Consider the following 16,560-nt stretch of genomic DNA (forward strand, 5'->3'; position numbering starts at 1 on the left):
CTCGGCGTGTCGCGACTACAACTTCATGATCGACCGCAGATGGGGGTGGTTCGGGTCAGGTGGGGAGTGGGGTGGCGTGGGTGCGGATCCAGGTGTGCATGGCGATTCCGCTCGCCACCCCTGCGTTGATCGAGCGGGTCGAGCCGTACTGGGCGATGGAGAAGATCTCGTCGCACGCGGAGTGCGCGGCCTCGGAGAGCCCCGGACCCTCCTGACCGAACAGTAGAACGCACCGCCGCGGCAGCGTGGCGGTTTCCAGTGGTCGGCAGCCGGGCAGGTTGTCGATGCCGACCAGCGGCAGGCCGCGCTCCGACGCCCAGACGATCAACTGGTCGATCGTCTCGTGGTGGCGTACGTGCTGGTAGCGGTCGGTGACCATCGCGCCGCGGCGGTTCCAGCGCCGCCGGCCCACGATGTGCACCTCGGCCGCGAGGAACGCGTTGGCGTTGCGTACCACCGTCCCGATGTTCAGGTCGTGCTGCCAGTTCTCGATCGCCACGTGGAAATCGTGCCGCCGCCGATCCAGGTCGGCGACGATCGCCTCGCGCCGCCAGTAGCGGTACTGGTCGACCACGTTGCGCCGGTCCCCCTCGGCGAGCAGTTCCGGGTCGTAGCGGGGGTCCTCCGGCAGATCCCCGGGCCAGGGACCCACGCCGACGTCGAGCTGCTCACCGGTCACGGCCACGCACGTTACGCCCCCCGGCGCGGGCCGCACCCCGCCGCCCGGCCACCCGGCGGCACACCGGTCAGCGCAGGGCGAGGGCGTCGCCGAGCCGGTCGAGGAGACGGCGGTCGGCGGGAGCCAGTATGCCGCCGGACACCGCCGAGGAGGCGGTACGACAGACCCGGCCGGCCACTGACTGCACCCACTGCCGGTAGGCCGCCGAGTCGGCCGGGTCGGCATGACGATCCAGTACCCGCACGACGGCCCGGCAGGCGGCGAGCACGTCCGCCAGGTCGGTGAGCTGGGCTGCTGACGGGGATGGCTCGTCGTGCCGCGCGTAGATCGCGGCCACCACCGCCCGGACCAGATCACTGTCGAAGGCCCGTCCGGCCGCCACGGCGTCCAGTCCGGCGAGGCCCGCCGCCACCCCCCGGTGCGGACGCCCCGGGCCGGGCTGGGCAGCGGCCACGATCACCCGCCCCGGCAGACCGGTGAGCAGGTCCCACTCGGTGGCGGGGTAGGCGGTGGTGGTGGTGATTCGCTCGCTCATGGCGGGACCTCCGGCGCCAGCATATGCGCCCGGACCGGGGACCGAACCCCTACGCCGGGAACCTGCTGCGGCGCGCCACCGTGCCCCTGCCGGTACCGCGAAGACTGCTTGATCAGCACCTGTGCGGGCGGACCGACACGCCCGTCGACCGAGGCCGGACGCAATGAGCGGCGGGGCCCTCCCCGGCACCCGCCGCCCACGCTCTGATGCCTCAAGATTCTGCCGCACGTCCGTCCGGTCGCACAGAGACCGAGGTCACATTTATCTTTTTGTGACATTACTCTGAGTGACTGATCATCAGTCAAAAGGCGATCTCTGCAGGTCGAATCCCCGCTCGTCAGCGCCGAAGTTACCGCTCCACACCCGGCCAGAGCGTTGATCTCATTGGAAACGCTCCCATTACGGGCAGTCACGCAAATGCGACATGCATTTGCGATCTGCGGACGCCCCCGAGAGACCGATGCCGATCGATGCAGACAAAGGCCCCACCCGGACTGCGACCAGGGTTACGGTGGCACCACGGCGGGAATGCGATCGGGTACGCCCGAGTTCCACCAGACGTAGCTGTTCCGCGTGATCGGAGAAATTCACATGGCAACCGTCGAGCTGACCACGGCTAACTTCGACCAGGTGACCGGAACCAACGGCATCGTGCTGGTCGACTTCTGGGCCGAGTGGTGCGGTCCCTGCAAGCGGTTCGCTCCGGTCTACGAGCGATCTTCCGACAAGCATGCTGACATCACCTTCGGCAAGGTGGACACCGAGGCGCAGCAGGAACTCGCCGCCAAGTTCGACATCCGGTCCATCCCGACCATCATGGCGATCCGCGACGGCGTGATCGTTTTCGCTCAGCCGGGCGCGCTGCCGGAGTCGGCCCTGGAGAACCTCATCGAGCAGGTTCAGGCGCTCGACATGGACGACGTGCACAAGAAGCTCGCCGAGCACAAGCACTGATCCCACCGACACGATGGCCGGGTCCGTAGCGGGTCCGGCCATCGGCGTCCGCACTCCCACCAGGACGCCGGGCCTCGTCACAGCTGGGACACGGCCCGCCGATGAGGCCACTCGAACGGGTGCCGGTGCCGTATCGTCGGCGGACGATGGATGCGTTGACGAGCCGCGAACGTACGGCGCGGGTGACGGTGACGGCACTCGGCCTCGCCGTCCTGCTCGCCGGCACGGTCTGGGGCGTGGACGACCACTTCCCGTTCGGTCCCTTCCGGATGTACTCCACCTCCGACCCGGCCGACTCGGACGCCCCGGACACCCGGGTCGAAGGGGTCGACCTCAGCGGCAACCTCGTTGACCTGGGCGAGGGCGCGACCGGCATCCGCCGAGCCGAGATCGAAGGCCAACAGAGCCGGTACGTGGCCGACCCCAGCCGGTTGCGCGAAATCGCCGAGGCGTACGGCCGACGCCATCCCGATGCACCGGAACTGGCCGAGGTCCGGATCGTGATCCGGTGGCACGACATCACCGACCGTCGGGCCCCCGGCCGGGGGGCCGACGAGACCGTCGTCAGCTGGCAGGTCCCCCGATGAGTCGCTGGCTAACCGAAGCGGTGCCCCGTGGTCGGGTCGCCGCGCTCCGCACGCTGGTCTACCTCTTCGTCGCCGCCGACCTGGTCGTCTTCACCCCATGGGTACGCGACCGGGTCGACGTGCCCGGCAACCTCTACCAACCGCTCTTCGTCGGGCGGGTACTGCCGCTGCCCACCCCCACCGCGACGCTGGTGAGCGTGATCTTCTGGGCCCTGCTGCTGCTGGCCCTGCTCGCCGCGACCGGACGGGCCCCCCGGCTGCTCGGCTGGACGGTCTTCGCGCTCTACCTGGAGTGGATGATCATCGCGATGAGCTACGGCAAGGTGGACCACGACCGGTTCGCCCTGCTCGTCGCGCTGGCCGTGCTGCCCACCGCGGGCCGGGCCCGGCACGGCGACCCGACCAGGACGGAGGCCGGCGGCTGGGCGCTGCGGGTCACCCAGATCTCGGTGGTCTGCACCTACTTCCTGGCCGCCTGGGCGAAGTTCCGCTTCGGCGGCCTGGACTGGGCGACCGGCTCGGTGCTCGCCAAGGCGATCATCCGACGCGGCACCGACCTGGCGGACCTGGTCGCGCAGGTGCCCCACCTGCTGCTCGTCGCCCAGTTCGGCATCCTCGCCTTCGAGCTGCTCAGCCCCCTGGTGTTCGTGCTGCCGGAGCGCTGGCGGCTCGCCACGGTCGGCTTCTTCTACTCGTTCCACCTGGTGACGATCGCGACCATCACCATCTCGTTCGCGCCCCACCTGGTCGCCATGACCAGCTTCCTGCCGCTGGAAAGGATCCGTCCGCTCGTCGCAATGCGGCGGCTCCTGGCCCGTAGGTCCACGCCCAATCGGCGACGGCTCGACTCGGACCCATCGCCGGCCGACACCCCGTCGAGGAGCAGCCGCCCCTCAGCCGCGCAGACCCGGCGCGGTGGCGGCGAGCCGATGCCGGACCCGGCAGCTCCCTGACCGGCCATGATCGGTACCCGCAAACCGGCCGAGAGCAGCCGAATCAACCGGAAGTGTCCAAGGCTGCGCCCGCGAGCTGCGACGCGCGTGACGGACAGGCGGTCCGCCCTGGCGAGGTGTCAGCCGCCGGAGGGGCCGTAGCGGCGGTCCCGGGTCTCCTGGGGCAGCGAGCAGGCGGCCGTACCGCCGGGCATCCGATGCCGGTTGCGGGCCACCCAGCGGTACACGGGCCAGGCGGCGGCGCGTACCGGCGGGATCCGTAGCCCGGCTGCGACGATCCGCCACCCACGGCCGCTGCTGGCGAGCAGCGCGGCGATGGCGTCCGGGCCGGCGGCCCGGCGGCCGGCGGCACCCACCCACTGCACCGCCTCCTCGCACTCCGCCTCGGTCAGACCGAGCCGGTCGAGGTCGGCGAACTGCCAGGGCACGACGCGGGCGCCGGTCGGGATGCGGCGCTCGATGAACTCCGCGCAGCGGGTGCAGAAGGCGCAGTCCCCGTCGTAGACGAAGGTCGACATGCTCTCATCCTGCCTTCATCGTCGGGCACCCCACACGCGAGTGTCCGGCGAGTCACTTGCACACAGATAGCACGTGTGTTCGAATACTGCCCATGCGCTGGGACAACCTCACCGCTCCCCCGGTCGAGGGAGTTCCCGGACGGGCAGCGCCAGCGACGCCACCCCTGCCGCTGGCGCTGCCCGATGCGGTCGTCCGCACCTTCGACACCCCCGATTTCGCCGGCATGACCTTCTACGAGGTGCGCGCCAAGTCGATCCTCAACAAGGTCCCGAGCACCTCCCGCGTCCCGTTCGAGTGGACGGTCAACCCGTACCGGGGATGCAGTCATGCATGTCTATATTGTTTCCCCCGAAATACCCACACCTACCTTGACTTCGACGCGGGGGCGGACTTCGACAGCCGGGTGATCGTCAAGGTCAACGCGGGAGAGCTGCTGCGTCGCGAGCTGGCCGCGCCGCGCTGGCGCGGCGCGCACGTGGCGATGGGCACAAACGTCGACTGCTACCAGCGGGCCGAGGGGCGTTACCGGCTCATGCCGCCGATCATCGAGGCGCTGCGCGACTTCGCCAATCCGTTCTCGATCCTGACCAAGGGCACCCTGATCCAGCGTGATCTCCCGCTGCTGCGGCAGGCGGCCGAGGTTGCCCGGGTGAGCGTCTCCTTCTCCGTCGGCTTCCTCGACGAGCAGCTGTGGCGCTCGGTCGAGCCCGGCACGCCGAGCCCGCGTCGGCGGCTCGACGCGGTACGCCGGTTCGCCGACGCCGGCTTCGAGGTGGGCGTGCTGATGGCGCCGATCCTGCCCGGTCTGTCCGACTCGGACGAGTCCATCGAGGCCACCGTGGCGACGATCGCCGCCGCGGGCGCGGCCAGCGTGACGCCGCTTGCGCTGCACCTGCGCCCCGGCGCCCGCGAGTGGTACGCGCGGTGGCTCGGGCGGGAGCATCCCGGGTTGGTCCCGCGCTACCGGGAGCTGTTCATGGCGGGCGCATACGCGCCGCAGTCCTACCAGCGGGAGCTGACCGCCAGGGTCCGCATCGCCGCCCGCCGGCACGGACTGATCCGGTCCGGGGCCGGTGAGCACCGGAACGCGCCGCAGCCAGCACCAGCGCCGGAGCAGCTCAGCCTGCTCTGAACGGGGGCGGGCGCGGCTGAGCGCGCCGCAGTCGCCGGCAGGTTCCGAAGGGTAGATCGGGGCAGCCTGACGGCGACGCGGCTACAGTCGGCAGGTGCGTACCGCCCAGCAGATCCTCGCCGGCGCCCAGGTGATCGCCGTCGTCGGCGCGTCCCGCGACCCGTTCAAAGCTGCCCACCGCGTACCGCTGGAGATGCAGCGGCATGGCTGGCGCATCATCCCGGTCAACCCGACCGCCGACGAGCTCTTCGGCGAGCCGGTGTACCGGTCGTTGGCCGACATCCCGCACCCGGTCGACCTGGTCGACGTCTTCCGGCCGGCGGACGACGCCGTGGAGGTGGTGCGGCAGGCGGTGGCGATCGGCGCTCCGGCGGTGTGGCTGCAGCTCGGCATCGTCTCGCCGGAGGCCCGGCGGATCGCCGAGGAGGCCGGCATCGACTATGTGGAGGACCGCTGCCTGATCGTGGAGCGGGCCGCCGCCGGGCTGACCCGCCGGAGCTGAGGCCGAGGCAGCGACCAGCACCCGGTGTCACCGTCAACCGACCGGCACACAGCTCACCAAGAGGAGTAGCCGTAGCCACCGTGGATGCGGAACGCCTCCTGTTCGAAGGCCGGCTGGAGATGCCGCAGGCTCGGGCAGCGACGTTGACCCGGCCGACCTCGATGATCGACATCGTCGCCCGGACCGGGGCGGCCAAGATGAGCAGTCCACACAACCCCTGTGAAAAGCTTCACCGCTGCGGGTAGCGTCCCGCAGAGAGGGCCCTCCCACCAGGGCGGACGGGCTACGCGGGAGGCATGGGTCGGTACGGAGGAGGAGAGCGTGGGCCAACCACCGGAGCCGGACCAGCCACCGTCGCCCTACGAGCCACCGCCGGGCGGCCAGCAGCCGCAATACGAGCAGCCGTACGGGCAGCAGGGCGAGCAACCGGCGTACGGACAGCCGGCGTACGAGCACCCCGGGCAGCCGCCACACGGCCAGCAGTGGGGTCAGCAGCCGCCGTACGCCCCGCAGGTGCCCTACGGGCAGTACGGACCGCCAACCGGCCAGAGCGGCGGACGCGGCACCAACGTACTGGCCATCCTGTCGCTGGTCTTCGCCTTCGTCTTCGCTCCCGCCGGCATCGCCCTCGGCCACCTCGCCAAGCGGCAACTGCGCACCAGCGGCGAGGACGGCGAGCAGCTGGCCACCTGGGGCCTGATCCTCAGCTACATCTTCACCGGCCTCTTCCTGCTGGCCTGCTGCGGCTGGCTGGCACTGGCGATCTGGGCCGGCTCCGACGGCACCAGCACCTGAGCCCGGTCAGCGGAACTGTGCCTCCCGGACGCTGTTGCCGCCGTCGACCACCAGCATCTGCCCGGTGATGTAGGACGCGGCGGGCGAGCAGAGGAACGTGATCGCCGCAGCGACCTCGTCGGGGGTGCCGGGGCGTCCGACCGGCGTACCCAGACCCTGCTTGATCTCGGCCATCGTCGAGGCCGCGGTGTAGATGGTGCCCGGGGCCACCGCGTTGACCGTCACTCCGTCGGCGATCATCTCCATGGCCAGCGCCCGGGTCAGGCCCACCACGCCCGCCTTGGCCGCGGCGTAGGCGGCCTCGGTGGGCAGCGCGTTGACCGGACCGGCGGTGGCGGCCAGATTCACGATCCGGCCCCAACCGCGCTCGGCCATCCCGGCGATGAAGACCCGGCTGCACAGGAAGGCGGTGGTCAGGTTCCGGTCGATCTCGCCCTGCCACTCCTCGTAGCTGAGCTGCGCAACCGGGCGCAGCACCTCCGGACTGGCCCGGCTGGCCAGACCGGCGTTGTTGACCAGCACCTCGACATCACCGAGCTGCTCGGCCACCGCGTCGGCCAGCGCGCCCACCTCCGACTCGTCGGTGAGGTCGGCGACGAAACCGGTCACCCCGAGTTCACCGGCCCGCTCGTGGATGCGCCGAGTGGTCGACACGATCGCCACCCGGGCACCGAGGTCGGACAACCGGCGAGCGGTGGCGTAGCCGATACCGTCCGGGCTGCCCGCCCCGGTCACCAGCGCGACCTTGCCGTCCAGCCGCATGGTCACCGGCTCGGGCAGTGCCGCCGGAGCATCCTGGTCGCCGGGCTCCGGTGCCGCGGCGGAGCGTGGCCGCCGACTCATGCCCGGTCGGCTGACGTCCCGTCTCGGTCTGTTGCCGGAGCGGTCCGCCGCGCGCGCGTCAATCCCCATGCCGAGATCCTGCCCCTTCCCGCCACTGTCGGGCAACGCGTACCCGGTGCCGGCGCGTCGCGAGGTGCGTGGCAATGACTACCCTGACTGCGTCACATCATCGCGACGGAGGATAAGCCCGATGACGCAACCCCCGTCTGCCGGCGGCTGGCCCGACCCCGCATCGACCGGCCAGCCATCCAGCCCACCCGCCGAACCGACCCTGGCGGTCGGCCCGCAGCCACCGATTCCACCGCAGCCGTCCGGGCACGAGCCGTATCAGCCGCCGGCCGACCCGGCCGCCGCGCCGTACCCGCCGGCCGGTTACCTGCCGGCGCAGCCCGCCGGTTACCCACCGCCCCCACCCGCCGGTTACCCGCCGCCCCCGCCCGGGTACGGCTACCCCCCGCCCGGGTACGGCTATCCCCCGCCCGGGTACGGCTACCCGCAGCAGAAGACGAACACCCTGGCGATCGTCGCCCTGGTCCTCTCACTGATCGGCATCGGCTCGTGCATCACCGCCCCGGTCGGCGCCATCATGGGCCACGTGGCCATGCGCCAGATCCGGGAGACCGGCGAGAGCGGCGAGGGGCTGGCCAAGGCCGCCATCATCGTCGGCTGGATCCTCACCGGCCTGCTCGCGCTGGTGATCATCGGTTACGCCATCGCGATCGCCTTCGCCATCGCAGACTCGTCCTCCACCACCTGATCGGCGACGCCGGCCAAGGTCGGGGCGGGCGCGGGGTGAGTGGTAGGGCTACTCGGTCGGCGGCTCGAACGTCGTGGTGCGGGTCATGCCGGCGGCCCGGCGTCGAGGAAGACCTGGTCGGCCGGGAGTGCCTGGGCCCTGCCGAACATCTTGACGCTCGATCCGGGCACGGCCAGGCAGGACCGGCGGGACGCCCGACAACGGGCATCGGCGGCGCTCCTTCGGGTACGGCAGGCCCGCCGCCCCTTTGCTCGACGATCCCGAAGGCGCTTGTGACGCCACGGTAACCTCGTACCGTGACCGCGGCGGATGGACCTGTGGAAGATGTCACTGACCGTCGACTGGTCGTGATCACCGGAGCGAGTTCCGGCATCGGGTTGGCCGCCGCCATCGATCTCGCCTGCCGGGGCGACCGGGTCGTCCTGGTCGGCCGGGATCCGGCCCGCCTGCGGGCTGCCGCCGACGAGGTGCGCGAGGTCTCCGGGGAACGGCCCGAGGTGTTCCGCGCCGACTTCGCCGTCCTCGACGACGTGCGGCAGATGGCCGAGCGGCTGCGCGCCGCGTACGACCGGATCGACGTGCTGGCCAGCAACGCCGGCGCGATCGTGCTCCAGCCGGTCACCACGGTCGACGGTTTCGAGCTGTCCATCCAGGCCAACCATCTGGCGCCTTTCCTGCTGGCCAACCTGCTGGCCGACCGGGTGGGTCGAATGGTGGTGACCGCCTCCGGCGCGCACCGCAGCGGCACGCTCGACCCGAACGACCTGAACGCGTCGCTGCGCCGCTACCGCCCGATGTCCGCGTACGGCACCAGCAAGCAGGCGAACATCCTGTTCACCGCCGAGGCGGCCCGGCGGTGGCCGCAGGTCGAGTCGTACTGCTTCCATCCCGGGGTGGTCCGGACCCGCTTCGGCAACGACAGCCGGGTGGTCGCCCTGGGCATGCGTCTGCTGCCGTTCCGCAGCCCGGCCAAGGGCGCGCAGACGCTGGTGTGGCTGGTCAACCAGGACCGGTCCCGGTTGACCAGCGGTGGTTACTACTTCGACTGCCGGCCGCGCCGCCCGTGGCCCAAGGCGGCCGATCCGCGGCTCGCGGCGCGACTCTGGGCGGCCAGCGCCGCCGCGGTGGGCATCCCGGACTGACGGCACCAGCGGCACAACCGGGTCGCCCGGCCTGCGGCCCCATCGCGCGAGCAACCGGGTCGCCCCGGTCGGGAAACATTGCGATACTCCGCGCCATGACCGTCACGGAGGGCGTCAACCTACGGGTGCTCGGCAAGGACGAGGAGCTGACCGCCCGGCTGAATGCCGAGCTGACCGCCTTCAACCAGCGGGCCACCGGCGTCGCAGACGAGGCGGAGCTGGCCGTCCGGGCCACCGACGCGGACGGCGAGCTGGTGGCCGGGTTGACCGGCTGGAGTTGGGGCACCTGCGCGGGGATCAACATGGTCTGGGTCCGTGCCGATCGCCGTGGCGAAGGCTGGGGCGGCCGGTTGCTGGCGGCGGCCGAGCAGGAGGCCCGACGACGCGGCTGCACGGAGATCTCGGTCGCCTCGTTCTCGTTCCAGGCTCCGGGCTTCTACCGCCGGCACGGCTACCTGGACACCGGTCGGCGGGAGGGCATCCCGGGTGGCCACGTCGATCACCAGTTCTGGAAGTCGCTGGTCACCGACCCGGCCGCCGCGGTGCGCCTGGTCGCGCTTGTGGAGCTGCCCGACGGCGCGGTCGAGGCCGGGCAACGGTACGAGGACACCGTGCTCGCGCTGCTGCCCCGGCACGGCGGGCGGCTGGAACGGCGGCTGCGCACCGGCGACGGGCGTACCGAGGTCCACGTCATCCGCTTCGACACCCGGGCCGGCTACGAGGCGTTCCTCGACGACCCGGAGCGGACCGCGCTGCGCGCGACGCTGGGCGAGGCCGCGCCGCAGACCCGGGTGCTCGAGGTGCACGAGGTGTGACCGGGCAGTGCTGCGCTCAGTCGTGGACCGGGGCGGCGTCCGCCGGCACCGCCGTGCTGACCCGGGTCGCACGCCGGGCCGTACGGGCGCTGGACAACACCACCACGGCCACGCCGACCAGCAGCAGCGACAGGCCGGGCAGGGTCACCGGGTCGGGCAGCTGACCCAGCCATGCCCAGCCGATCAGCGCGGCACCGGGTGCCTCCAGCAGGATCAGCACGCTGACCGTGGTGGCCGAGACCCGCCGCAGCGCGTAGCTGAACATCGAGTGGCCGAGCAGTTGCGCCCCGCCGACCAGGGCGAGCACGGCCAGCCAGGTGCCGGTGTCGAAGCCGCTCAGCGGCACCCGGCCGACCAGGCAGACCACCAGCAGGATCAGCCCACAAACGCTGTAGCAGATGGTGGTGTAGGTGGCGTTGCTGACGGTGACCCGGGCACGTTCCCCCAGCGCGGTGTACACCGCCGCGAACAGTCCACCGGTCAGCGCCAGCAGATCGCCCGCGAAGGCCTGGCCGGAGACCGTGAAATCGGCGCCGGTCGCCAGCACCGCACCGGCCACCGCCACCCCGATGCCGGCCCAGACACCCACCGGCAGCCGGCGGCCCTGCGCCCGGGCGATCAGCCCCTGCCAGACCGGCTGGGTGGCCACCAGCGCCGTTGCCGCGGCCACCGAGGTGAGCTTCGCACTCGGCATCCAGGTGGCGAAGTGTGCCGCCAGCGCCACCCCGGACAGGACACAGAACATGCCCTCACGACGGCCGACGCCGGTGGCCACCAAGCGGAACTCGGACCGCCGGCGGGCCAGCGCGAACGGACTCAGCACGGCGACCGCCAGCACGTTGCGCCAGAACGCGACCGCCAGGGCGGGCGCGGCGGCGAAGGCGATCAGCGGCGCGGATGACGAGACGGCGAAGACGGCCACGGCAAGTGCCGCGCCGGTCACCAGGTCGAGCGGCGGACGGGGAGGTACGGGTGCCACGAGGTGCAATCTTCACACGTCACCGGGCCGCCACTTTCCGGCGCACCGGCGTAACCACGCACGTGCCCCGGGCCGGCGTCGCCTCGGCCGAAGACGGGTCAGCGACGCCGGACACGGTGCAGCCGGAACGGCCGACGGGTGGCCCGGACAGCCGGCGTCGGCCGGGGCGGCTCGGCCAGCGATCCGGCCGGCAGCTCGCCACCGTGCGTCGGCTGGCCGGTCGGCGCGAGCCGCACCAGGGCGCAGTCGTCGGCGGCCCAGCGGGCGACGAGTTCGGTGGTCGGTCCCGGCGCGTTCAGCCGCTTGGCCCCCACCAGCGGGGCGAGCGTGTCCCACTGCTCGGTGCCGGGTGACAGCCGGCTGACCTGCGCCGACCAGGTGACGATCCGGCCCCCGTGGTCACCGCGCAGGGTCACCTGGGCCTCGTCGGCCTCGGCCAACCCGGGCGCGGCCTGCTCGCCGGGGCCGCTGACCACGAACAGCGCCGACTCCAGGGGTACGCACCACAGGGCGAGTGGCGGGCGGCCCGCCACCGCGACCCAGGCCACCGAGGCCTTCTTCATCGCCTCGTCGACCAGGGGGTGGTTCTCGCGCTCGTCGGTCACCGCGGCATCCTCTCGCATCCGGGCCGGTCCGCGTCGGCCGTCAGCCGACGAACGGCGGGACGAGGATCTCTCCCCGGGCCACCGGCATCACCTGACCTGCGACGCTCGCGCCCACCGCCACACCGCCGGCTGCAGTCACGGCGCAGGCCAGCGAGGACGGCCGGCCCATCTCGACGCCCTGGCGGACGGTGTACGACGATCGTCCCTCGCCGGTCAACAGGCCGCTGGCGACCAGCCACACCCCGAGACCGAGCGCGGCCGACCCGGTGGCCGGATCCTCGGGTACGCCGAGACCGGGAACGAAGACCCGGGCGTGCGCGGTTTGGGTCGCCGGGTTCCAGGAGAAGACGCTGACATGCTCGATGCCATATCGTCCGGCCGCCACCGGGTTCACCTGTGCCCGGGCGAGGGCGTCGGGGTGTACCGGCAGGAAGGGGAACTCCAGGCCGCAGCCGGCGACCCGGGGCGCTGGACCGGGATGGTCCTCAGCGCCGAGCCCGACCATCTCCAGCAGCGGCTCCGGCTCCAGCTCGGGCCCGAGGGTGGGGCTGCCGCCGGTCAGGATGGCGGCATCGCCGCTCACCTCGATCGGCAGCACGCCGGCACCGCATTCCTGGTAGACCTGCCCGGTCGGGAACATGTCCCGGCGAGCGGCGGTGACCGCGGCGCCGAGGCTGGGATGGCCGGCGAACGGCAACTCGTCGACCGGCGTGAAGATCCGGGCCCGGTAGGTGGCGCCGACCCGGGTGGCGGGCAGCACGAAGACCGTCTCCGACAGGTTGAACTCCCGTGCCAGAGCCTGCATCTGGTCGTTCGCCAGCCCGTCAGCGCCGAAGACCACCGCAAGCGGGTTCCCGGCGTACGGACGGTCGGTGAAGACGTCCACGATCTCGTAAGCCAAGGTCGACATGTTGATAGACACTAGGCCCTCAGGGCGTACGCCGGGGCCACTGCCGTCCCGTGCCGGCCCTGGACCATCGCCGGCCGGGTCGTCGACCGACCCCCTAGGCTGGTGCCCGTGAGCACGCCGACCCGGGTGTACATCGCCCGACTTGCCGGAGTCGCCGTCTTCGACCCCAACGGCGACCAGGTCGGCCGGGTACGCGACGCGGTGGCCCGGCTGCGCGCGAGCCAACGGCCGCCCGAGGTCGTGGGTCTGGTCGCCGAGATGCCGATGCGCCGACGGATCTTCCTCTCCATCAACCGGATCACCTCGATCGACGCCGACGCCATCGTGCTGGGCAGCGGCACGTTGAACCTGCGCCGGTTCGAGAAGCGGCCGAACGAGCTGCTCGTTCTTCAGGAGCTGTTGGATCGTCGGGTCCAGGTCGCCCCGGAGGGCCGCGCGGCGTCGGTGGTCGACGTCGCGATGGAGTGCAGTCGCAGTGGCGAGTGGTCGCTGACCCGGGTGGCGGTTCGCGAGCAGACCGGTCGGTTGGCTCGCCGGGGCCACCTGCACCAGGTCGAGTGGAATCAGGTACGCGGTCTCAGTGGGGTGGCGGAGACCCGGGGTACCGCCAATCTGCTCGCCGTGTTGGAGGACATGCGTCCGGCGGACCTGGCCAACGCGCTGCAGGACCTGCCCGACGCGCGGCGCAACGAGGTCGCGGCGGCCCTGGACGACCAGCGGCTGGCGGACGTGCTCAGCGAGCTGCCCGAACACGACCAGGTGGAGATTCTCGCCGCGCTGGACCGCGAGCGGGCCGCCGACATCCTGGAGGAGATGGACCCGGACGACGCCGCCGATCTGCTCGGTGAGTTGCCGCCGCCGGAACAGGACGTGCTGCTCGACCTGATGGAGCCGGACGAGGCCGATTCGGTGCGGCAGTTGCTCAAGTACACACCGGGAACGGCGGGCAGCGTGATGACCTCCGAACCGGTCATCCTGCCTCCGGACGCGACGGTGGCGGAGGCTCTCGCACGGATCAGGGAGCCGCAACTCTCCCCGGCGGTGGCCGCCCAGGTGTTCGTGGTTCGGGCGCCGATGGCCACGCCCACCGGCCGCTACCTGGGCATGGTGCATTTCCAGCGGCTGCTCCGGGAGCCCCCGGCCGATCTGCTCGGCGGGGTGGTGGTCAACGACATCGATCCGCTGCGCCCGACCACGCCACTGCCGGAGATCACCCGTCGGATGGCCACCTACGATCTGGTGGCCATGCCGGTGATCGACCGGAACAACCGGCTGGTGGGCGCCGTCACCGTCGACGACGTGTTGGATCACTCGCTGCCACCGGACTGGCGAGACCGGGACACGGCGGCGAGCGGCCCACCGAACGGCACGTCGGGCTCGACCGTTCCGGCACCGGCGACGGACGGTGGCCATGACTGAGCAGCGGCGCGCGGAGCGGCTGGACCTGCCACGGGAGCCTCGGGGATTCAAGCTGCCCCGGGTGGACCAGGAGACGTTCGGACGCGGGGCCGAGGGCATCGCCCGTGGCATGGGCACGGCGAACTTCATCGTCTACATGACGCTGGTCATCAGCGCGTGGTTTTTCTGGAACACCCTTGCTCCGGCGGGAATGCGTTTCGACCCGTACACCTTCACCTTCCTCACCCTGGTGCTCTCCATCCAGGCGTCGTACGCGGCACCGCTGATCCTGCTGGCCCAGAACCGCCAGGCCGATCGCGATCGGGTGGCGATGGAGGAGGATCGGCGCCGGGCGACCATGCAGAAGGCCGACACGGAGTACCTGGCCCGGGAGATCGCCGCGCTGCGGATCGCGCTGGGCGAGGTGGCCACCCGGGACTTTCTCCGCTCCGAGCTGACCCGGCTCGCCGAGGAACTGGACGAGGCGGCGCAGCGGCGACAGCGGCTGGAGCGCCGGCACCGGGAGGACCCGGCCGCCCGCACCGGTGGTGACGGGTTGGACGAGCCCCGCGACGAGGTGGACGGCGACCAACCGGGTGACGGTCGTCACGACCGGGCGACCTCCCACCGCTCGGAGAGCTGATCGACTCGATCACACCGCTGTGACCGGCACCGGTGGCGGCCCGCTGCCGACGTAGCATTACGGGCATGTCAGCTCCCGTCAGCACCGTCAACGACGCCGTCATGGCCGCCCTGGCCACCGTCAACGACCCGGAGATCCGCCGGCCGATCACCGAACTCGGCATGGTGCGCTCCGCCGAGGTCGGCGAGGACGGCGCGGTCTTGGTCGAGTTGCTACTGACCGTGGCCGGTTGCCCGCTGAAGGACAAACTGCGTTCGGACATCACCGCGGCCGTGGGCGCGGTGAGCGGGGTCAGTCGCGTCGAGATCGAGTTCGGTGTGATGAGCACCGAGCAGCGCCAGGGCCTTCAGGCGAAGCTGCGCGGCGGCGGCGCGAGCGAGGAGCCGGTGATCCCGTTCGCCCAGCCCGGCTCCCGGACCCGGGTGTACGCGGTGGCCAGCGGCAAGGGCGGCGTCGGCAAGTCCAGCGTGACGGTCAACCTGGCCGCCGCGCTGGCCGCCCGGGGCCTCTCCGTCGGCGTGGTGGACGCGGACATCTACGGGCACTCCGTGCCGCGGATGCTCGGTGCGGACGGCCGGCCCACCCGGGTCGAAGACATGATCATGCCGCCACAGGCACACGGGGTGAAGGTCATCTCGATCGGGATGTTCACCGCCGGCAACGCCGCCGTGGTCTGGCGTGGCCCGATGCTGCACCGCGCGTTGCAGCAGTTCCTCGCCGACGTCTACTGGGGCGACCTCGACGTGCTCCTGCTCGACCTGCCCCCGGGCACCGGCGACGTGGCGATCTCCCTGGCCCAGCTGCTGCCGAACTCCGAGATCCTGGTGGTCACCACCCCCCAGGCCGCCGCCGCGGAGGTCGCCGAGCGGGCCGGCGCGATCGCCCTGCAGACCCACCAGCGGGTGGTCGGGGTGATCGAGAACATGTCCTGGCTGGAGCTGCCCGACGGCTCCCGGATGGAGATCTTCGGCACCGGTGGCGGTCAGACGGTGGCGGATTCGCTCACCCAGACCATCGGCGCGCAGGTGCCACTGCTGGGCCAGGTGCCGCTGGACACCCGGGTCCGGGAGGCGGGCGACGAGGGCAACCCGATAGTGCTCGCCGAGCCGGACTCTCCGGCGGCGAAGGCGCTCGGCGAGGTTGCCGACCGGCTCGCGCTGCGCCGCGAGTCCCTGCTCGGCAAGCCGCTGGGCCTCACGCCGGCCGGGCGCTGACACCGAGGGCCGGCACCGGCCCGCCGCTGAGGATGGCGTTCACCTCGGCCCGGCCGAGGCCGGTGCCGGCGGCCCGTTTCATGAGGCTCACCTGAGCCGCCGGGGCGCGGGCGCTGGTCGGGTCAGCGCCCTACGCGGTCGTTCGCTGCGGGCAACCGGTGGATGTCAGGTGACGTCGTCGTAACCGACCGCGCGGGGTGCCGGGGCGGGGCTGGCGGTGCTCGTCGGAGTCGGGCCGGGCCGGCGCGGGTCGGCTGCGTTCGCGACATCCTTGAGCTCGTCGTGCACGCCGGTGACGTCCGCTCGCAGGCCGTCGTAGACGCCCTGAAGCGGCTTCCGAATCGCCTGCTCGTCCTCCTCGCTGAGCAGATGCTTGCGGATGAACGCCTTGGGGTGCAGGTCCTCCAGCTGGATGTCGGTGCCCAGCTCCTTGCTCAGGTCGGTGGTGGCGCTGCGGGCCATGTTGCGGAGGTTGCGCACCATCCGCAGCCCGTCACTGATCACCACCGGCAGCCGGTCGCCGAAGATCAACAGCGCCAGCAGCAGCAGCGCGCCGACCTCCCACACGTTGAGGTTCTCGAACATCCTCGGTCCCCCT

20 protein-coding genes and 1 pseudogene are annotated in these 16,560 nt (G+C 71.7%); 12 read left to right on the forward strand and 9 right to left on the reverse strand.

Translation table 11 applies throughout. The features are described 5' to 3' along the window. Nucleotides 1-55 precede the first annotated feature (55 nt). Nucleotides 56-679: a TrmH family RNA methyltransferase gene (locus tag AC2CHE_RS11625; protein WP_484504909.1), complete on the reverse strand. Its 624-nt coding sequence runs from the start codon at nucleotides 677-679 to the stop codon at nucleotides 56-58. A gap of 67 nt (nucleotides 680-746) precedes the next feature. Continuing rightward, entirely contained in the window at nucleotides 747-1,214 is a 468-nt protein-coding gene (locus AC2CHE_RS11630) for a hypothetical protein (protein WP_484504910.1), read from the reverse strand. A gap of 591 nt (nucleotides 1,215-1,805) precedes the next feature. Here AC2CHE_RS11630 and trxA point away from each other — a divergent pair. The 3 genes from trxA (at nucleotide 1,806) to AC2CHE_RS11645 (ending at nucleotide 3,708) form a co-directional block, all read left to right on the forward strand. Then, nucleotides 1,806-2,168, forward strand: coding sequence for a thioredoxin (gene trxA / locus AC2CHE_RS11635; protein WP_484504911.1), 363 nt, complete (start codon nucleotides 1,806-1,808; stop codon nucleotides 2,166-2,168). Nucleotides 2,169-2,314: 146 nt separating this feature from the next. Continuing rightward, on the forward strand, nucleotides 2,315-2,755 hold the full coding sequence (locus AC2CHE_RS11640; RefSeq protein ID WP_484504912.1) for a hypothetical protein: 441 nt from the start codon (nucleotides 2,315-2,317) through the stop codon (nucleotides 2,753-2,755). Then, complete coding sequence (locus AC2CHE_RS11645) at nucleotides 2,752-3,708, forward strand: MFS transporter permease (RefSeq protein ID WP_484504913.1); 957 nt, start codon at nucleotides 2,752-2,754, stop codon at nucleotides 3,706-3,708. Before AC2CHE_RS11640 ends, AC2CHE_RS11645 begins: the two co-directional genes overlap by 4 nt. Nucleotides 3,709-3,827: 119 nt before the next feature. On the opposite strand, the gene AC2CHE_RS11650 is transcribed toward AC2CHE_RS11645, so the two are convergent. After that, nucleotides 3,828-4,226, reverse strand: a complete 399-nt coding sequence (locus AC2CHE_RS11650; RefSeq protein WP_484504914.1) for a thiol-disulfide oxidoreductase DCC family protein — start codon at nucleotides 4,224-4,226, stop codon at nucleotides 3,828-3,830. Nucleotides 4,227-4,318: 92 nt separating this feature from the next. On the opposite strand from AC2CHE_RS11650, the gene AC2CHE_RS11655 reads away from it, so the two are divergent. The 3 genes from AC2CHE_RS11655 to AC2CHE_RS11665 all read left to right on the forward strand — a co-directional run bounded on the left by AC2CHE_RS11655 (nucleotide 4,319) and on the right by AC2CHE_RS11665 (nucleotide 6,656). Beyond that, nucleotides 4,319-5,359: an Rv2578c family radical SAM protein gene (locus AC2CHE_RS11655; RefSeq protein WP_484504915.1), complete on the forward strand. Its 1,041-nt coding sequence runs from the start codon at nucleotides 4,319-4,321 to the stop codon at nucleotides 5,357-5,359. Nucleotides 5,360-5,453: 94 nt separating this feature from the next. Continuing rightward, a complete protein-coding gene (locus AC2CHE_RS11660; protein ID WP_484504916.1) occupies nucleotides 5,454-5,861 on the forward strand; it encodes a CoA-binding protein in 408 nt (135 codons plus the stop codon). A 321-nt stretch (nucleotides 5,862-6,182) separates the two neighbouring features. Further along, on the forward strand, nucleotides 6,183-6,656 hold the full coding sequence (locus AC2CHE_RS11665) for a DUF4190 domain-containing protein (RefSeq protein ID WP_484504917.1): 474 nt from the start codon (nucleotides 6,183-6,185) through the stop codon (nucleotides 6,654-6,656). A gap of 6 nt (nucleotides 6,657-6,662) precedes the next feature. Here AC2CHE_RS11665 and AC2CHE_RS11670 read toward each other — a convergent pair whose 3' ends face one another. After that, complete coding sequence (locus AC2CHE_RS11670; protein ID WP_484504918.1) at nucleotides 6,663-7,568, reverse strand: SDR family NAD(P)-dependent oxidoreductase; 906 nt, start codon at nucleotides 7,566-7,568, stop codon at nucleotides 6,663-6,665. Nucleotides 7,569-7,689: 121 nt separating this feature from the next. Here AC2CHE_RS11670 and AC2CHE_RS11675 point away from each other — a divergent pair, with 121 nt between their 5' ends. Beyond that, nucleotides 7,690-8,256, forward strand: a complete 567-nt coding sequence (locus tag AC2CHE_RS11675; protein ID WP_484504919.1) for a DUF4190 domain-containing protein — start codon at nucleotides 7,690-7,692, stop codon at nucleotides 8,254-8,256. A gap of 101 nt (nucleotides 8,257-8,357) precedes the next feature. On the opposite strand, the pseudogene AC2CHE_RS11680 reads toward AC2CHE_RS11675, so the two are convergent. Next, a pseudogene (locus tag AC2CHE_RS11680) lies at nucleotides 8,358-8,464 on the reverse strand (CoA ester lyase); the annotation flags it as partial. A 109-nt stretch (nucleotides 8,465-8,573) separates the two neighbouring features. Between AC2CHE_RS11680 and AC2CHE_RS11685 the strand changes: the two are divergent. Continuing rightward, nucleotides 8,574-9,398 carry an SDR family NAD(P)-dependent oxidoreductase gene (locus AC2CHE_RS11685; RefSeq protein WP_484504920.1) on the forward strand — a complete coding sequence of 275 codons (825 nt, stop codon included), beginning with the start codon at nucleotides 8,574-8,576 and terminating at the stop codon, nucleotides 9,396-9,398. A 95-nt stretch (nucleotides 9,399-9,493) separates the two neighbouring features. After that, entirely contained in the window at nucleotides 9,494-10,213 is a 720-nt protein-coding gene (locus AC2CHE_RS11690; RefSeq protein ID WP_484504921.1) for a GNAT family N-acetyltransferase, read from the forward strand. A gap of 16 nt (nucleotides 10,214-10,229) precedes the next feature. Here the strand turns inward: AC2CHE_RS11690 and AC2CHE_RS11695 are convergent, their stop codons facing one another. The 3 genes from AC2CHE_RS11695 to AC2CHE_RS11705 form a co-directional block, all read right to left on the reverse strand. Beyond that, the gene (locus AC2CHE_RS11695; RefSeq protein ID WP_484504922.1) at nucleotides 10,230-11,192 is read right to left on the reverse strand and encodes a DMT family transporter; all 963 of its coding nucleotides are present in this window, start codon (nucleotides 11,190-11,192) and stop codon (nucleotides 10,230-10,232) included. Between the two features lie 98 nt (nucleotides 11,193-11,290). Beyond that, the gene (locus AC2CHE_RS11700; RefSeq protein WP_484504923.1) at nucleotides 11,291-11,815 is read right to left on the reverse strand and encodes a hypothetical protein; all 525 of its coding nucleotides are present in this window, start codon (nucleotides 11,813-11,815) and stop codon (nucleotides 11,291-11,293) included. Nucleotides 11,816-11,837: 22 nt separating this feature from the next. After that, nucleotides 11,838-12,707, reverse strand: a complete 870-nt coding sequence (locus tag AC2CHE_RS11705) for a PhzF family phenazine biosynthesis protein (RefSeq protein ID WP_484504924.1) — start codon at nucleotides 12,705-12,707, stop codon at nucleotides 11,838-11,840. A gap of 108 nt (nucleotides 12,708-12,815) precedes the next feature. On the opposite strand from AC2CHE_RS11705, the gene AC2CHE_RS11710 reads away from it, so the two are divergent. The 3 genes from AC2CHE_RS11710 to AC2CHE_RS11720 all read left to right on the forward strand — a co-directional run bounded on the left by AC2CHE_RS11710 (nucleotide 12,816) and on the right by AC2CHE_RS11720 (nucleotide 15,962). Next, a complete protein-coding gene (locus AC2CHE_RS11710) occupies nucleotides 12,816-14,126 on the forward strand; it encodes a magnesium transporter MgtE N-terminal domain-containing protein (RefSeq protein WP_484504925.1) in 1,311 nt (436 codons plus the stop codon). Beyond that, nucleotides 14,119-14,748 carry a DUF1003 domain-containing protein gene (locus AC2CHE_RS11715; RefSeq protein WP_484504926.1) on the forward strand — a complete coding sequence of 210 codons (630 nt, stop codon included), beginning with the start codon at nucleotides 14,119-14,121 and terminating at the stop codon, nucleotides 14,746-14,748. The genes AC2CHE_RS11710 and AC2CHE_RS11715 overlap by 8 nt, the downstream gene beginning before the upstream one ends. Nucleotides 14,749-14,813: 65 nt before the next feature. Beyond that, complete coding sequence (locus tag AC2CHE_RS11720; protein ID WP_484504927.1) at nucleotides 14,814-15,962, forward strand: Mrp/NBP35 family ATP-binding protein; 1,149 nt, start codon at nucleotides 14,814-14,816, stop codon at nucleotides 15,960-15,962. Nucleotides 15,963-16,127: 165 nt separating this feature from the next. Here AC2CHE_RS11720 and AC2CHE_RS11725 read toward each other — a convergent pair whose 3' ends face one another. Next, nucleotides 16,128-16,547 carry a twin-arginine translocase TatA/TatE family subunit gene (locus AC2CHE_RS11725; protein WP_484504928.1) on the reverse strand — a complete coding sequence of 140 codons (420 nt, stop codon included), beginning with the start codon at nucleotides 16,545-16,547 and terminating at the stop codon, nucleotides 16,128-16,130. Between the last annotated feature and the right edge of the window lie 13 nt (nucleotides 16,548-16,560).

Source organism: Micromonospora sp. ATLC16, from assembly GCF_057196645.1.